This window comes from Mesorhizobium sp. WSM2240, assembly GCF_040438645.1.
In the GTDB taxonomy this organism is placed as follows: domain Bacteria; phylum Pseudomonadota; class Alphaproteobacteria; order Rhizobiales; family Rhizobiaceae; genus Allomesorhizobium.
Window position 1 is genome coordinate 2,826,522 of the sequence record NZ_CP159253.1, and the last position, 14,913, is coordinate 2,841,434.

Genomic DNA, 14,913 nt, shown 5'->3' on the forward strand with positions numbered 1-14,913 from the left:
AGGCTCGGACGGTCCTGCGGCTGCCGGGTTAAGCTTGTGCCGGCATGCCCGGCGCCGGTTCCGCGATAGCCGAGGCAAGCGATGGCGGCAAAGCAAAGCAGCAAAGACCAGATCCCTGCCTATCCGCTCTGGATCACCCTGCCGTACTCGCTGTTCGTCGCCGTCCTCACGCCGTTCTATTGGCTGCGATACGGACCCGGCAATTTCCTGTGGTTCTCCGATATCGCGCTGTTTGCCGTGCTGATCGCACTGTGGACCGGCAATCGGCTCCTCTACTCGACGATGGCGGTCGGCGTCCTGCCGCTCGAACTGGCCTGGTATATCGACTTCTTCACCGGCGGCAGGCTCCTCGGGCTTGCCGCCTACATGTTCGATCCAAAGGAGCCGGTGCACATGCGGATTTTGTCCGGCTTCCATCTTTTCATGCCGGTGCTCATCGTATTCATGCTGATCCGCCAGGGCTATGACCGAAGGGCGTTCAAGGCGCAGACGGCCTTCGCCTGGGGCGTGCTGCTCGCGAGCTATTGGCTCACCCGTCGCGAGGCGAACATCAATTGGGTGCACGGGCCCGGCCCGGAGGCGCAGAAGGTGCTGCCCCCGCGCACTTATCTCGGCCTGTACATGGTGCTGCTGCCCGTGGTCGTATATCTGCCGGTCCATCTCGTGCTGAAGCGGCGTTTCCGGCCGTAAGTCATGAAAAAGCAGACATGGGGACGACGCTTCTAGAAGCTGCCTGCCGGTCTCGCCGGGACGGGTCGGGGAGGCCGAGCGGCGACGCCAGCCGGCTACAGCCTTTCCACGACATCGATGCAAAGCCTCAGACCGTCCTGAAGCTCACGCAGGGTTCGCAGCAGCGTATCCCTGGTCGTGGTTGGAATGCCCAATGGCGCCTGGCCTTCCGAAAAGCCGGCGACCATGCCCCGATTTTCGCGCAGAATCTCCATTGCAGCTTCATAGCGGCCGGCCGGAATACGGCTCTGACCACGCTCATATTTTGCCAAGCTGCTTTGGCGAGATTCTGAGCCGCGTGGCAAGCTGTTCCTGAGACAGGCCGGCCGCCTTTCTCAACCGCGCAAGTTCCCGGCCCTTGGCCCTGTCATAATGGTCAGGTTTTCGCGAGGTCTTCATATCGCTACGTCGTCAAAGCGCGACACTTAGACCCGCCAGTCTCTCCCAACAATGCACCCAAGGTTCCTATCGACCGCCTCCAGGCCACCTTTAATTCCCATAAGAGGAACTCAAAGCAGGGAGCGGCAGGAAGCAAAGAACGAATTCCTGGCCCAGCTTCGCAAAAACCCGCTACTCCCTCGAAGCCAGGCACGGATCGAGCATCACCTGCCCTTCCCCAACACGCGAATAGCCGCCGGCGAAGAGGACGATGTCGCCGGGCTGCATGTCGTTGGTGCTGTAGGTCACACACAACACCCGTACGTCCGGCTCCGCGCACATTGCGAGATAGGCGAGCGCGCGGTCGGACTCGACCGCCGACAGCGCGCCGCGGACCGACATCGTGATGCGCGCATCGACCTGCGGCGCGCGCTCCACCCAGCTGCCGATGGTCTCGCAGGTAGCCGGCTGGTCGGCATAGCCCTCGCTAAGCCGGAACGGCCCGGCGGGGTCGCAACATTCCTGCGCAAGCGGCTGGGTAGCCGCGGCAAGCAGCAGCGCAGGCACAAGCGCCAGCGCCCTTGGCGCGAAGCCCCGGAACATGCCGGATGCCCTCACTCCGCCGCCAGCTTGTCCTGCGTCCTGGTCTCGAAGTCGCTGGCGTCGTGGCGCTCGTGCAGCTGGCTCGCCGGGTTGCCGCTGGTGCGGTTGACCATGCGGCCGCGCTTCACGGCCGGCCGCGCGTAAAGCTGGTCGGCCCAGCGCAGCACGTTCTTGTATTCGTGCACCGAAAGGAACTCGCCCGCCTCGTATTGCCAGCCCTTCACCATGCCGCCATACCAGGGCCAGATCGCCATGTCGGCGATGGTGTATTCGCTGCCCGATACAAACTCGTTGTCGGCCAGACGGCGATCGAGCACGTCGAGCTGGCGCTTAGTCTCCATGGCGTAGCGGTCGATCGCATATTCGATCTTCTCGGGCGCATAAGCATAGAAATGGCCGAAGCCACCGCCGACGAAGGGCGTGCTGCCCATCTGCCAGAACAGCCAGGAAAGCGTTTCGGCGCGCGCGGGCTGCTCTGTCGGCAGGAAAGCCCCGAATTTTTCGGCGAGATGGACGAGGATCGCGCCGGATTCAAAGACGCGGATCGGTGTTTTCCCGCTGCGGTCCATCAGCGCCGGGATTTTCGAGTTCGGATTGATCTCGACGAAGCCGCTGCCGAACTGGTCGCCGTCACCGATCTTGATCAGCCAGGCGTCGTATTCGGCGCCTTTGTGCCCTGCCTCAAGCAGTTCTTCCAGCATGATGGTGACCTTCTGGCCGTTGGGCGTCCCGAGTGAATAGAGCTGGAACGGGTGCTTGCCCACCGGCAGTTCCTTCTCGTGCGTCGGCCCGGCAATCGGGCGGTTGATGCTGGCGAAGGCGCCGCCGCTCGGCTTGTTCCAGGTCCAGACCTTCGGTGGGGTGTGTTCGGCATTATCGGTCATATTCAGAGCCTCTCAGGTGCTATCGGGTAGCGGGTAATTCGGCGGGAAGTCTCAACATATTGGCGCACCATCGCCGTTTCAAAGGGTGACCACCTCTGGACCAAGACTTTGCCGGTGTCGGGAACCCCTCCCCGCCTCTGCCGTTCCCCGGACATCCCCAAACAGAGGAGACCAGGATGAGCATTTCAGGAAAGCGCGTAGCGATTCTCGCCACCCATGGTTTCGAGCAGTCGGAGCTCGAAGTGCCATTGCAGAAGCTGAAGGAAGCAGGCGCACAGGTCCACGTCGTCTCGCTCGAAGCGGGAGAGATCAAAGGCTGGGCCAAGAAGGACTGGGGAAGGCCGGTGCCGGTCGACAAGACGCTCGATTCAGTCAGTCCGCAGGATTATGACGCGGTGGTCCTGCCCGGCGGTCAGATCAACCCTGACCTGCTGCGTGTCGAGCGGAAGGCAATCGACTTCATCAAGGGGGTCTGGCGCAACAACAAGGTCGTCGGCGCGATCTGTCATGCGCCCTGGCTGCTGATCGAGGCGGATATCGTCAAAGGCCGGCGGGTCACCTCGTACCATTCAATCAAGACCGACGTGATAAACGCCGGCGGCCGATGGGAGGATTCTGAAGTGGTCACCGACCAGGGCCTGGTCACCAGCCGCAACCCGGGCGATCTCGACGCCTTTTCGCGAAAGCTGATCGAGGAGATCGGCGAAGGCGTCCACCAGCGCCGCGCAGCCTGAGAGGCCACTCGGCCAACGTATCGAGCTTAGGGCGTCGACAACCCCGTGTCGACGCCGCGGCGGCTACCCCGCATTCCGGCCGAGCCAGGCCCGCCACTCGCTCTCGTCGCCGTGGAACACGTTCAGATCGATGCGGCCCTCGACGCCGTGCGAAAGCCCGGAGCCCGAATATTGCCAAAACACCCATTTGCGGTCGGGATAGACTTTTGACGGGTGCGCCGCCACCGAGCGCAGCCAGAACGGATGGTTCGGAAATGCGTCCGTCAGATTGTCGCGGTAGAAATCCGGCGCGGTGTAGATGATCGGGCGTTGGCCGTAATGCGCCTCGAGCTTGTCCATGAAGACCTGCATTTTCTCCAGCACCTTTGCGCGCGGCGGGCGCTTCCGGCAGTTCTTGGATTCGCCGTTCCACTCGACGTCGATCACCGGCGGCAGCGCGCCGGCAACTTTCGGCACGTTTCGGATGAACCAGTCGGCCTGCTCGCCGGCCGTGCGGCACCAGTAGAAGAAATGGTAGGCCCCGCGCCTCAGGCCTGCCTCATGCGCCGCGCGCCAGTTTTTCCTGAACATGGGGTCGAGATGGTCGCCGCCGTCGGTCGCCTTGATATAAGCGAAATTCGCACCCTGCGAGCGGAGCTTCGGCCAGTCGATCTCGCCCTGCCAGCGCGATACGTCGACGCCGTGCACGGCAAGCTTCTGCGGCGACCGTTGGCCAAAATTGATCGGCTTGGCGTCGCGGAAGCGATGCCGGTGGATTTTTCCGCCGGTGAACGGGACTTCACGAAAAGTCGGCTTCGGCGGCGCAACCAGCGCGATCGCCTCCACCGAAGCATCGGCGATCTCCTTCACCTGTGCAGTTTGCACGGCAGCCTCTGCCGGCGCGGCGGCACCGACTTCCGCCTGCGGTACGGCCGCGTCAGGTCGCGGGATCGAACTGGTGGTCTCGAGCGACGGCGCCAGGCCGTCAATGCCGGAACTTGATGTGCACCCGGCTATGCCAAGGCATGCAAGGAGGGAGACGACGATGGCTGTCGAACGCATTTGGACCCGTACGCAAAACAAGACAGACCGAAGGCGGACGCCAGCGGAGAGGATTTCACTAACGGGAGATTACCAAGAAAGATTGAATCCAAAGTTTCCGCGCCGGTTAACGATAGCGCGGGCGCTTCGTCCTCTTGAGGAGAGGCCGATCCGCACCGCGCATCGGTCAGTGCTCGACCTGCTTTGGCGTAAAGAGGTGCGCCCTTCGAGGCTCCCCATCGGGTCGCACCTCAGGATGAGGACCGCAGGAGCACCGTCTCAAGGCCTGCAATTTCAGGGATGGGCAACGTCTCCGGCGGACGATTGCAAACGGCCCTAATCCTTAGGTGCGAGCGCAGCGAGCCTCGGAGGACGCACCCAATATCGGAGTTCTGTTTAAGCTTGTGCCGTGGCTCCTGCCGCTACACGCACCAGCCCTGCTGTAGGCGAGTTTTCGCAATCAGATGGGCCGGCGGAACGCGAAGCCTCTCGCCGCGGTCGCGGGCCCGTTCCAGAAGCATGCGCACCTCGTCCGGGCGCACCCGGTCGCGCTCCATGACCAGCTTGATCAGCGGATCGCTCAACAGTTCGTCCAGTGTGTCCCTGGTCTCGGTCATCTGTCGCTCCTCGATCGCCGCCCGCACGTTAGATAGGGTGGCGATGATGGCGCGCCAATGTCGCTACGATGACGATCCGGTGTCGCGGCGAAAAAAGTGCGTCTCAGCCGCTGATGCGACCGTGCGGCATGCCGTACATCAGACGCTCGAAGCCGTTGCCCGAGACATGGACCAGCGTGCGATGGTCGCCGCCCTCGAAATAAATGTCGCCGCGGCGCTCGAGCCCGTCATCCACCACGCTGGCGACCCGATAGGGCGCGCCGAAGATCGGCACGGCGCCGGTGTCGCAATCCGGGAACAGCGCGCTGGCTTCTTCCTCCGTGGCGAGTTCGACCCGCTCGCCGACCATTTCGCCGACCTTGGCGAGGTCGACCTGGCGCGAAGCAGGCACCACGGCCAGCAAATAGCCGCTGTCCCATTTCAGCACCACGCCTTTGGCCAGCGCATTGCCGGGCACGTGGCTCGCCTCGGCGGTCATCGCCGACGAACCGGTCTTGCTGTGCCTGGCTGTGTCGTACGGCACGTGGTTGTCTTCGAGATATTCCTGCATTGTCAGCGCAATACCCATGGCCGTTTCCTTTCGGTTGGCTCGCTGCAAGGCGACGGGCTGGCGAAAGCAGCGGCGGGGAAATTGCGCGGAGATGGTCGCCGGAGACCGTATCGCGCCTTGACCAGTTCGTCGCCGTTCGCCGGCTGGCCGCCCTTTTTGCGGGCGGTTCGATCAGCGAAAAGGATACACCCGCGGGCTGGCACCGGCAACTAGCCGGGCAATGCCCGTTGCATTCCGCCCGTCATGCGCCAGATTTGCCGGCAGAGGCTCATGGAGGTTGCGGTGCAGGGTGAGCGCAAGGCGATGCTGGTTCGGATCAGCGGCAGGGTGCAGGGCGTGAGTTTTCGCATCTGGACGCGTGAGGAAGCGGAGCAACTGGGATTATCCGGTTGGGTTCGCAACGAGGCCGACGGGTCGGTGAAGGCGCTGATCGCCGGATCGGAGGCTGCGGTATCAAAGATGCTCGCCCGGCTCTGGCAAGGCCCGCCGGGCGCTTCCGTTTCCGGCGTTGTTTCCGAAAGCGCCGATCCGAGCCAGGCTTCGAACGGCTTTCGGATCACCGGTTAGCCGCTTTTGCCAAAAATGGCCGGCGAAGCCACGCTCGCCGGCCAAAAACCTCCGCTGCCGATGGTTATTTTCCGGCCACCAGCTCGTCCCAGCTCTTCACCGCGGTCTCGCCGTTCAGGAAGGGAAGCACGGTGCCGGCAAGTTCCGGCGCGAAGAATACGTCGTAATGGGTACGGTTCGGAATGATCGCCAGCCGGTTCTGCGACAGGTTTTCGCGCATCCAGCCGGCGTCCTTCAGTCCGCCGCCGAGCAGCTGATAGAATTTGATCACATGCTCGGGCCGGTACATGTCGCTGTCGCCGAACACCAGCATGACCGGCATCTTGAGCTTGGCCGCATCCGCCGACCAGTCATAGGGCTTGCGCATCAGATTGCCCATCTGGTCGAGCAGCTTTGGAAAATCCTCCGGCTTCGGCGCCACCGCGACATAGGAGGTGTACATCGGCGTTTCCTTCATGAACTCCGCCGCCGCCCCCGTGAGTTGCACCTGCTGGGCCTTTATCTCAGGATAGAAGCCGTCATCGGCAAAGCCGGCCGAAACCAGCGCCAGCCGCCGCACCACATCGGGATGCTGCACGGCCAGCCGGAAGGCGGCGCCGCCGCCAAATGAATAGCCGAGCACGTCGACTTTTTCGTAGCCGAGTTCGTCGAGCAACGCGGCCAGATCGTCGCCGATATCCGGAAGGCTGATGTCACGCTCGCCAAGCGCCGTGCGGCCATGGCCGTGGAGATCGACCGCAATGACCTGCCTGCCTTCCGAAAGCGCGGGCAGCACGGGGCCGAACATATCGATCGAACCGAGCCCGCCATGCAGAAGCAGCAGCGGCTCACCCTCGCCACGGATCTCGTAATAGTAATTGACGCCGTTGACCTCGGTATACCCGGTCTTCGACGGCGCTGCCGTGGCGGTTTCGGCCTTTTTGGCTTCCCCGGCAAAGGCAGCCGGCGCAGCGAGCAATGCTGCGGCAGAAGCAATAAGGGCGATCAGCGTGGATTTCATGGTGTCGGTCTCCTTGGCTTTCGCAGGTCCGCTGACCGGCCTGCGTTGTCGATACCCCAAGGACGAAGGGCAGTGCCGAATGCCGACACGGCGCTCGAAATTTTGGCAGAGTGATTAGCCCGGCTTTAGTCGAGTGTGGCGGCGATCAGTTCAGGCCCGTGCTCATGGTCTTCGCTCGAGGCTTCGAGATAGGTCATTGGCGCGCGCAGCGTCCATGTCACCCCGTCGGGCGCATAGACCACAGCTCCCTCGCCGCCAAGGGCGGTGGGCGTCACCTTCTCCAACACGATCTTGCCAAAGCCATGTTCGGTGACTTCGGCGACGGCCGGGCCGCCGACTTCGGTCCAGGTAAGGCAAAAACTCTTCTTTCCATCGCCGTCGCGGTCGAGCTTCCATTTGACCTTGATGGTTCCGCCAAACGCCGAAAGGGCGCCGTATTTGGCCGAGTTGGTCGCCAGTTCGTGGAAGGCGATACCCAGATACTGGACTGCGTTCGGCTGCAGCACGATAGACGGCCCCGACATCGTGATGCAATCCTCGTTGCCGAAGGGCTTCACCTGCGCGAGCAACAATTCGAATACGGTTGCACCGCGCCACTCGGCGAGAACAAGAAGGTCGTGCGAACGGGCAAGCGCCATGATCCGGTCACGCACCTGTTTCTCGAATTCCAGCGAATCCCGCGATCTCTTGCTGGTCTCGCGGATCATCGACAGGATCACCGCATACTGGTTCTTCACCCGGTGATTGACCTCGCGCATCAGCATCAGAATACGATGCTGGCTCTCCCTTCGCTCGCTGATGTCCCGCGCGATCTTCGACGCGCCGATCACGCGCCCGACGGAATTCCTGACCGGCGACACCGTCAACGAGATAGAGACCTTCGAGCCGTCCTTGCGGACTCGGACGGTTTCGTAGTGGTCGATCCGCTCGCCTTTGCGGATGCGCTCGAGGATGCCAGGCTCCTCGTTCTGCCGGTCGTCCGGGATCAGCATGGTGATGGGATTCCCGATCGTTTCCCGCTCCGTATAGCCGAAGAGCCGCTCCGCGCCCTTGTTCCAGCTTTTGATGATGCCATTCAGATCCTTGCTGATGATGGCATCGTCCGAAGATTCGACGATGGCCGACAGCAGCTGTTGGCTCTCCTCACGCTTTTTCTGCACGCTGAGATCGACCAGCATGTTCAGCGCGCCGATCATTTTGCCCGATGCGTCGCGCAGGGGGGTCGGAAAGGCTAAGAACGGTATGCACGTGCCGTCCGGACGTTCAGCTATGGCCTCGCCGCCTCTAACCTCTCGTTCCTCACGCAGCGCGACCGCCATGGGGCATTCTTCATGCTTCATCGGCGTGCCGTCCGGCCAGCGAAGCCGCCACGAGCCGCACCATTCGTCATGGCCGATGCGCGGGCGGTGGCCCCAAAGCTCGGCGGCGGCTTCGTTGAAGAAGGTAATCCTTCCGGACATGTCCGTGGTATAGATGGCGGCGGGGAGCGCCATCAGCACGTTGCGCCAATGCGTCGCGGTCGGCTCCAATGCGTGCAGCGTCGCGACGATGTCCTGTTGCGGGATATTCAAGACGTCTCCCCGGCAGGGCGGATACGGCACATAGAAATCTGCGTCAGATCGTTGTTGGCGGTCTGCAATGGAGCCCCCGTTGCAGCGAATTCCGGGAATTCGCCCTCTTGTAACATGACCGAATGCCCCGAGAAGAAGAAGGTTCCCTGCCCCGGCGAAATTTTTTTCGACTCCGGAAGAAATCGCCGGCTCAGTAATCCTTCTCGTAAAATATGCCGGCGCCGGAATCGCCGCCGGCTCCGACGGAGGCGCGCGCCTTCAGATTGTCGGTTATGTCCAGATTGATGGTGGCACGCGTTGTCCCGCTCGCCCCTGCTTCGACGCCGAGATAGATGTTGTCCTGAATGTAGCGCCCGGCCCGTACGGCGGCGTTGCCCTCGGCGTCGGTGACGATGTCGAGGTCGTCGAGCCCGGTGGCGGAGCGCAGGCTGCCGAGCAGGGAAGTATTCGAGCCGCCCGCCAGTTCGGCCGCAGCCGCGGCAAGCTGCGCGATCTGGAAGGGCGACAATTCGTTGATGCCGCGGTTGAAGATCAGCCGCGCCAGCACCTCGTCCTCGGGCAGTTCCGGCTGCGAGGAAAAGCTGATGTCCGGATCGGAGACACGTCCGCTGACCGTGATGAACACGGTTATGTCATTGCCGCCCGAACGCGCGACGAAGTTGATGAACGGATCGAGGTCGCCGACCAGCGTCACCGTGCCCTCATCGAAGGTGATGCGCTGGCCAAGGATGGAAAGCCGGCCGCGGATCAAATTGAAGCCGCCGACCGGCTGGATGTCGGTCGCCGGCCCGGTCAGCCGCACCGTGCCGCCGAGTTCGGCGTCGAGCCCGCGCCCGCGCACGAAGATGCGGGAGGGCGCGCTGACCGCGATGTTCAGCCTCACTACGCTTGGCCGCGCCGACGGCGTCGGCGTGCCGTCATCCGCCCTCGCCCGATGCAAGGTTTCGGCCACCGGTCTGGGCGGGTTGATGTGGATAACGTCTATGGCCGCCGCTCCGCCGCCCAAACTCTCCGGCACGGTGATCTCCGCGCGCTCCACCGCTATGTCGCCTGAAAGCAGCGGGTCGCGAGTCAGCGGGCCAGTCAGTGCCAGGCTGCCGCTCAGCGTCGCCACGACGAGATTGCCGTCGGCGTAGCGCGCCTGGTTGAGGTTGATCCGGACATCGGCGGGGAAGCCTGCCTGCGCGTTGGTCGAAACCGATCCGGAAACCGAGAGCGAACCCCCAGCCGCGATGGCTGCCGACCCGCTGCGGATGGTGACGCGATCGCCGTCGATTGCCGCCGACACGGCGATGTCGCGCAGCCGGATGTTTGTCTGCGGATCGATGAATTGCGCGCCGGTGGTCGAGACCGTGCCGCGAATGGCCGGTTGCATCAGGCTTCCCGAAATCGTCGCGGCGAGCGACACCGTGCCGGAGGCTTGCGCGCCACGCTCCGCCAGGAAGCGATCGGCGAGCGACAGCGGCGCTTGGCCGTCCACGGTGACGGAGATGCCGGTTCCGGAAAGCGGCAGCCGGCCGTTGGCGGTGAGCGAAAGCCCTTGCGGGCCGCTCACTCTCGCCGAGGACAGCGTCACCACATCGTTGGCGAAGCTGCCGGATGCGGTCGCTTCGAGCGGCGACAGTCCGGCCGCGTCGAGAGCGGAGGCGCGCAGGCCGGCGCCGTGCAATTCGAACGATGCCGCTGGCCGGGCGAGCGGTCCCGTCACCCGGGCAGTGCCCGACAGGCTGCCGCCGAGATTGTGGCCGGGAGCGGCTGCGTTGAGGACGGCGAGCGGGAAAGCGTTGAGCGAGATATCGAGCGCCAGCGCCCCTTCGCCGAGCGGCACGCCACCCCTGACGGTGGCGCGAAGCCCTTCCGGGCTGGTTATCGCGGCGTCGACATTCAGCCTTTCGGCGCTCGACGTGCCCGTGGCGTCCAGGCTGACCGTGCGAAGCCCGGCCTGGCGCAACGCGGAGGCGGCAATCGACCTGCCGTGCACATTGAAGCGGATATCCGGTCTGGCGCGCGTGCCGCCAATCGTCGCCGTGCCGTCGATCGTGCCTCCCAGTGCGAGATCGGGACGGACGGTGTTGGCGATTGCCAGCGGCAAAGCAGCGATCGTTACGGAAAGGTCGAGGCTCTGCGCGATCGTGCCTTGCGCGCTCACACGCCCGCCGCCAACATCGAAGGCCAGATTGCCGACAGAAATATCCTGTCCCCTGACCTCGAGCACCGCCGGTTCGACGAGGCGCGCCGCAAGCCCGCCTTGCGCCAGCTCCACGGTCTGGAGACCGAGCCGCCAACCGCCATCGACCGGCGACAGCGCGCCGGACGCTGTGGCGGTCGCGCCGTTTTTGAGCGTGGCATCGGCGGAGAAGTTGGTGGTCGCGCCGCTGCTTTCGGCGGTAGCCGAAAGCCGGGCCACCTCTATGCCGGCCGCGGTGACGTCACTTGCCTGCAGCGAGCCGTTGGCGACCGGCACGTTAAAGAGGTCGGCGACGCTCGCCTGCAGATCGGCCCGGCCGAGGCTGACTGTATCGGCGACGAGATTCTCGGCGTTCGCCTTTATTGTGGCGTTCTGCCGGTCCTCGACGGGCTCGAGAGTAACATCGGCGTTTACCGCGCCAGTCGCCTGAACCAGCAACAGCGCGGCGGCCGTCGAAATGTCGGCGGAGGCAATTTTCAGCGTACCATCGAACAGGCCGGCGGGGGTCTGGGTGACATCGCCGGTGATTCGCGTGCCGCCGGCGGAAAAATCCAGCGCACTCAGCCGGCGGCCGTTTTCGTTCAGCGCAACGCCGCTCGAAAGCTGCACGCGCGTCCCGTCGAGGAAGGCGTTGCCGGTCACCTGGCCGTCGAGGTCGCCTTCCCGCAGCGTGCCTTCGAAGCCGAGCACCGCCTCGCGCAAATTCTTGCCGACCAGAGAGCCCTCGGCCACTTCGGCTCCGAAAGTAAGACCGATCAGCCCATCGGAACCCGATGCACGGCCCCTGGCCGTCAGACGGCCGGCCGCATCCTCCGAGACGAGCGCCAGATCGGTCAGCGCCAGGTCGAAATTAAAATCTGCAGCGCCTGTGGCAAAGCTGCCGTCGGCCGTCATTGAGACCTGCTCGTTGAAGACGCGCAGACCGTCGGCGACGAGGCCTGTTTCGCCGCGCGCGACGCGGCCGGTGATGCGGGTCTCACCCTGCAGCAGATTGTCGGCGGCGGGGCTGTCGATCGTCAGTCCGGTGGCGACGCCGTCCACAGTCAGGTCGAAACCGCCGGTGACCGGCTCGAGCCTGCCGGAAGCGTCGAGATCGAGCCCGCCAGAGACATTGCGTCCCGCCAGTTGCGAAAATGGCGCGATGCTCGTCGCGTTGACGGCGATGTCGCCGCGAAACGCCAGTTCAGCGATGTCGCCCGCCAGAGAGACGCTGAGGCCGTTGCCGGAAAGCAGCGCGCGAGCGAGTTTTACCGGCCCGCCCGCCCGCCAATCGCCTTGGATGTCCAGGTCGATCGCGTCGCCGAGCGCTTCGGCGATGTCGGCCCGCGTCGCGGTGATGCCGGTGGCATCACCTTCGACCGCGAAGCTGATCCGTCGCTCCGTCGGTTGGCTGATGTTCTCGGCCACCCCATTCGCCGTCAGCGTTATATTTTGCGCGGCAAAGGTGTCGGTAGCGATTTCAGCGACGGTCAGCGACCCGGTCCAGTTCTCGTCGGCATTCTCGCCGAAGGCGATCGTCAGCGCGGCGCGATCGACCGTGGTCTGGCCGCCGGGCACGGGCAGCACGACGCGCTCGGCGCCTTGATTGTCGATCGAGGCATCGAGCGTGAGCCTCTGCAGGAAATTGTCAGCGGTGGTTTCGGCCGCGGCCGTTAGGCTCAGCGCGCCGCTGCGCAGATCCAGGCTTTGGAGCGCAAGCCCGCCGCCGGTCTTGAACACGCCGTCGGCTGCAAGCGTCGTCTCGGCGCCGAAGAATTCACGGAAGCGCGGCGGGATCAAACGCGCGATCGGCCCCTCGACATTGGCGACGAACCCTAGCCCGCCCGATTGCTGGCGAAGCCGCGTCGTGCCGGTCAGGACGCGTTGGGCATCAGCATCGAGTGTCAGCGCGAGGTCGAGTTCCGCCAGCGGCCCCTCGCCCGCCAGCGTCAGCGCCATCGGCGGCCGGCCTTCTATGTCGAGCGCGTTTGCGACGATACCGTTTGCCGGCTCGGTCAGGGAGAGATCGAGGTCGAGCACCTGCGTATCGTTGGCGTATAGAGCTGTCAGCGCGAGTTGTCCGCCAGGCCCGTCGAGGCGAGTGACGTTGAGTTCGGTATCGAGCGAGCCGCCGGCGAGCCGGAGCCTGCCGGTCACCGCGAGTTGCGACGCAAGGCCAAACACGTCCTCGCCGAAGGTGATGCTGGGGACTTCGAGCGCGCCCAAAGTGACTGAAAGCGGCAGTTCCGGCACACGGAACGAGCTCGCTTCGGGCGCGGGCAGGCCTTCTTCCGGCAGCGGCCGGCGCAGCACGTCTATGCTATCTGCGGCAAGCGTCTGGATGTCGAGGCGTCCGAGCAGCAGCGCCGAGCGGGTCCAGACGATGCGGGCATTGGTGATGCGCAGCCATATGCCTTCGCGGTCGGCGATGGTGATCTCATTGATCGTCGCATTGGACGACAGAACGCCCTGAATGCCGTTGATCCGGATCTGGCGGTTCGGCGTCGAAAGCTGGTCCTCGACGAAACCGATGAAGTAGGATCGGTCTTCCTGCTCCGTGTCCTGCGCGACGGCGGGAAGCGCGAAGAGAAAAAGGGCGATGGCCAGGATGATGCGGGTCAAAACGCTTGTCCTAATCCGATGTAGAAAGCGACGTCCGGGTCGTCCGGCCCCGGGTCGAGCGGCATTGCAAGATCAAGCCTTATCGGGCCGAGCCCGGTAATGTAGCGCAGACCGGCGCCCACGCCGACCTTCAAGTCCTCGGAAAATTCGGGAAATGAATCGGCAGCGACATAGCCGGCATCGGCGAATGCGACGACCCCGATGGAATCGGTGACGCGGGCGCGCAACTCGGCCGATCCCTCGATCAGCGAGCGCCCGCCGGTGACCCCGCCCTCCGGAGAAGGGATGCCGATGCTGCGATAGGCGTAGCCGCGCACAGAACCGCCGCCGCCGGCGAAGAACAGTTTGTCCGGCGCTGTTTCGTCGACCGGCGACCCGACCACCGAACCGAGCTTCAGCCTTGCGGCGGCGACGATCAAATCGTCTTCCAAAAAGCCATAGTAGACGCGGCCTTCGACGGTGGCGCGGAGCGCGGCGTTGCCGTAGTTGAACTCGAAAAAGGGGTCGGCGAGCGCCTCGATGTAGTAGCCCTCGGTAGCGTTGGCCGAATTGTCGCGCCGATCGAGGATGAGGCCGCCCAGAAAGCCGACGGTGTTGAAGTCGCGTTCTCCGAAGTCGTCATCGAAGCGTGCATGCTCGCCATAGGCGAAAAGACGCGCCGAGAGGTGTTCTGAAAACATGTGGTTGAAGCCCACCTGCGCAATGACCGCGCTGCGCGTATAGGGGTCGAGCACTTCGCGGTCGCCGATCAGCGAAGCGACGAAGTCCGTATCAGGCGTATAGACGCCCGGCTTGGTGAAGGTGGCGGCGAGGCGGTAGGTGAAGTCGGCTGGATCGAAGCCGCCCCCTCGCCGGCATCGTTGCCGATGCCGGCCACCCTGGCGTCGAAGCGCAGCCTTTCGGCCCTGCCGAACAGGTTGCGGTGCAGCCAGTAGGCCTCGAAACCCGCCCCGTCGAGTGACGAATAGCTGGCGCCGACGCCGAAGCGACGAGGCAGCCTCTCCTGCACGACGACGCTGATTGGCAGCAGGCCATCCTCGCCGATCGCATCCGCCTCCTCGATGCGCTGGGCGCGGAACACGTCGAGCTTGGCGAGCCGCGTATTGGCCCGTTTGATGTCGTCGGGATCGTACTCCACGCCGTATGGGAGGTCGGTCATATAGGCGACGAAAGCCGGGTCCATGCGCTCCGTGCCCTGGACCGTCACCGACCCGTAAGCCGCCCTGCGTCCCGGATCGAGTTCAAGCGTCGCATCGACCAGATTGACGTCGTGCGCTGCTTCCACCCGGCGTTCGACGGTTTTCGCCTTGGCATGGCCCTGCTGCCGCCACGCCTCCACCGACAGGTTTTCCGCCTGCAGGATAACGCCCGATCGTGCGATCTGGCCCGGCGAGAAGCCTTCGCTCTCCGGCGCTTCGACCTCGTCGTCCGGATCGACGGGCGGCGGTGCACGATTGATAATTCTGGTCTG

Annotated in this window: 14 protein-coding genes; 3 read left to right on the plus strand and 11 right to left on the minus strand. The window is 64.2% G+C overall.

Translation table 11 applies throughout. The annotated features are described in order from the left end of the window. Nucleotides 1–81: 81 nt before the first annotated feature. Nucleotides 82–690, plus strand: a complete 609-nt coding sequence (locus tag ABVK50_RS13860) for a hypothetical protein (RefSeq protein WP_353641013.1) — start codon at nucleotides 82–84, stop codon at nucleotides 688–690. Nucleotides 691–785: 95 nt separating this feature from the next. Here the strand turns inward: ABVK50_RS13860 and ABVK50_RS13865 are convergent, their stop codons facing one another. From ABVK50_RS13865 to yghU, 4 genes are all read right to left on the minus strand, one after another. Beyond that, complete coding sequence (locus tag ABVK50_RS13865) at nucleotides 786–944, minus strand: hypothetical protein (protein WP_353641012.1); 159 nt, start codon at nucleotides 942–944, stop codon at nucleotides 786–788. Nucleotides 945–987: 43 nt separating this feature from the next. Then, the gene (locus ABVK50_RS13870; RefSeq protein WP_353641011.1) at nucleotides 988–1,128 is read right to left on the minus strand and encodes a helix-turn-helix transcriptional regulator; all 141 of its coding nucleotides are present in this window, start codon (nucleotides 1,126–1,128) and stop codon (nucleotides 988–990) included. Between the two features lie 171 nt (nucleotides 1,129–1,299). After that, the gene (locus ABVK50_RS13875; protein WP_353641010.1) at nucleotides 1,300–1,710 is read right to left on the minus strand and encodes a hypothetical protein; all 411 of its coding nucleotides are present in this window, start codon (nucleotides 1,708–1,710) and stop codon (nucleotides 1,300–1,302) included. 11 nt (nucleotides 1,711–1,721) lie between these two features. After that, a complete protein-coding gene (gene yghU, locus ABVK50_RS13880) occupies nucleotides 1,722–2,594 on the minus strand; it encodes a glutathione-dependent disulfide-bond oxidoreductase (protein WP_353641009.1) in 873 nt (290 codons plus the stop codon). A gap of 176 nt (nucleotides 2,595–2,770) precedes the next feature. On the opposite strand from yghU, the gene ABVK50_RS13885 reads away from it, so the two are divergent. Beyond that, a complete protein-coding gene (locus ABVK50_RS13885) occupies nucleotides 2,771–3,328 on the plus strand; it encodes a type 1 glutamine amidotransferase domain-containing protein (RefSeq protein ID WP_353641008.1) in 558 nt (185 codons plus the stop codon). Between the two features lie 63 nt (nucleotides 3,329–3,391). On the opposite strand, the gene ABVK50_RS13890 is transcribed toward ABVK50_RS13885, so the two are convergent. The 3 genes from ABVK50_RS13890 to ABVK50_RS13900 all read right to left on the minus strand — a co-directional run bounded on the left by ABVK50_RS13890 (nucleotide 3,392) and on the right by ABVK50_RS13900 (nucleotide 5,533). Further along, nucleotides 3,392–4,369 (minus strand): GH25 family lysozyme, encoded by a 978-nt coding sequence (locus tag ABVK50_RS13890; protein WP_353641007.1) that lies wholly within the window; start codon nucleotides 4,367–4,369, stop codon nucleotides 3,392–3,394. Between the two features lie 401 nt (nucleotides 4,370–4,770). After that, nucleotides 4,771–4,965 carry a hypothetical protein gene (locus ABVK50_RS13895; RefSeq protein WP_353641006.1) on the minus strand — a complete coding sequence of 65 codons (195 nt, stop codon included), beginning with the start codon at nucleotides 4,963–4,965 and terminating at the stop codon, nucleotides 4,771–4,773. 103 nt (nucleotides 4,966–5,068) lie between these two features. Continuing rightward, the gene (locus ABVK50_RS13900) at nucleotides 5,069–5,533 is read right to left on the minus strand and encodes a YbaK/EbsC family protein (protein WP_353641005.1); all 465 of its coding nucleotides are present in this window, start codon (nucleotides 5,531–5,533) and stop codon (nucleotides 5,069–5,071) included. Between the two features lie 252 nt (nucleotides 5,534–5,785). Here ABVK50_RS13900 and ABVK50_RS13905 point away from each other — a divergent pair, with 252 nt between their 5' ends. After that, complete coding sequence (locus ABVK50_RS13905) at nucleotides 5,786–6,082, plus strand: acylphosphatase (RefSeq protein ID WP_353641004.1); 297 nt, start codon at nucleotides 5,786–5,788, stop codon at nucleotides 6,080–6,082. Nucleotides 6,083–6,146: 64 nt separating this feature from the next. Here ABVK50_RS13905 and ABVK50_RS13910 read toward each other — a convergent pair whose 3' ends face one another. From ABVK50_RS13910 to ABVK50_RS13925, 4 genes are all read right to left on the minus strand, one after another. Next, the gene (locus ABVK50_RS13910; RefSeq protein ID WP_353641003.1) at nucleotides 6,147–7,082 is read right to left on the minus strand and encodes an alpha/beta hydrolase; all 936 of its coding nucleotides are present in this window, start codon (nucleotides 7,080–7,082) and stop codon (nucleotides 6,147–6,149) included. Nucleotides 7,083–7,207: 125 nt separating this feature from the next. Next, complete coding sequence (locus tag ABVK50_RS13915) at nucleotides 7,208–8,653, minus strand: PAS domain S-box protein (protein WP_353641002.1); 1,446 nt, start codon at nucleotides 8,651–8,653, stop codon at nucleotides 7,208–7,210. Between the two features lie 190 nt (nucleotides 8,654–8,843). Next, a complete protein-coding gene (locus ABVK50_RS13920) occupies nucleotides 8,844–13,442 on the minus strand; it encodes a translocation/assembly module TamB domain-containing protein (RefSeq protein WP_353641001.1) in 4,599 nt (1,532 codons plus the stop codon). Beyond that, the gene (locus ABVK50_RS13925; RefSeq protein ID WP_353647046.1) at nucleotides 13,439–14,587 is read right to left on the minus strand and encodes a BamA/TamA family outer membrane protein; all 1,149 of its coding nucleotides are present in this window, start codon (nucleotides 14,585–14,587) and stop codon (nucleotides 13,439–13,441) included. Before ABVK50_RS13925 ends, ABVK50_RS13920 begins: the two co-directional genes overlap by 4 nt. Nucleotides 14,588–14,913: the final 326 nt, after the last annotated feature.

What these genes read in the sequence shown, in the direction of transcription:
- ABVK50_RS13860 (WP_353641013.1), top strand. Translation starts at nt 82, where the DNA reads ATGGCGGCAAAGCAAAGCAGCAAAGACCAGATCCCTGCCTATCCGCTC.
- ABVK50_RS13865 (WP_353641012.1), bottom strand. Translation starts at nt 944, where the DNA reads ATGGAGATTCTGCGCGAAAATCGGGGCATGGTCGCCGGCTTTTCGGAA.
- ABVK50_RS13870 (WP_353641011.1), bottom strand. Translation starts at nt 1,128, where the DNA reads ATGAAGACCTCGCGAAAACCTGACCATTATGACAGGGCCAAGGGCCGG.
- ABVK50_RS13875 (WP_353641010.1), bottom strand. Translation starts at nt 1,710, where the DNA reads ATGTTCCGGGGCTTCGCGCCAAGGGCGCTGGCGCTTGTGCCTGCGCTG.
- yghU (WP_353641009.1), bottom strand. Translation starts at nt 2,594, where the DNA reads ATGACCGATAATGCCGAACACACCCCACCGAAGGTCTGGACCTGGAAC.
- ABVK50_RS13885 (WP_353641008.1), top strand. Translation starts at nt 2,771, where the DNA reads ATGAGCATTTCAGGAAAGCGCGTAGCGATTCTCGCCACCCATGGTTTC.
- ABVK50_RS13890 (WP_353641007.1), bottom strand. Translation starts at nt 4,369, where the DNA reads ATGCGTTCGACAGCCATCGTCGTCTCCCTCCTTGCATGCCTTGGCATA.
- ABVK50_RS13895 (WP_353641006.1), bottom strand. Translation starts at nt 4,965, where the DNA reads ATGACCGAGACCAGGGACACACTGGACGAACTGTTGAGCGATCCGCTG.
- ABVK50_RS13900 (WP_353641005.1), bottom strand. Translation starts at nt 5,533, where the DNA reads ATGGGTATTGCGCTGACAATGCAGGAATATCTCGAAGACAACCACGTG.
- ABVK50_RS13905 (WP_353641004.1), top strand. Translation starts at nt 5,786, where the DNA reads ATGGAGGTTGCGGTGCAGGGTGAGCGCAAGGCGATGCTGGTTCGGATC.
- ABVK50_RS13910 (WP_353641003.1), bottom strand. Translation starts at nt 7,082, where the DNA reads ATGAAATCCACGCTGATCGCCCTTATTGCTTCTGCCGCAGCATTGCTC.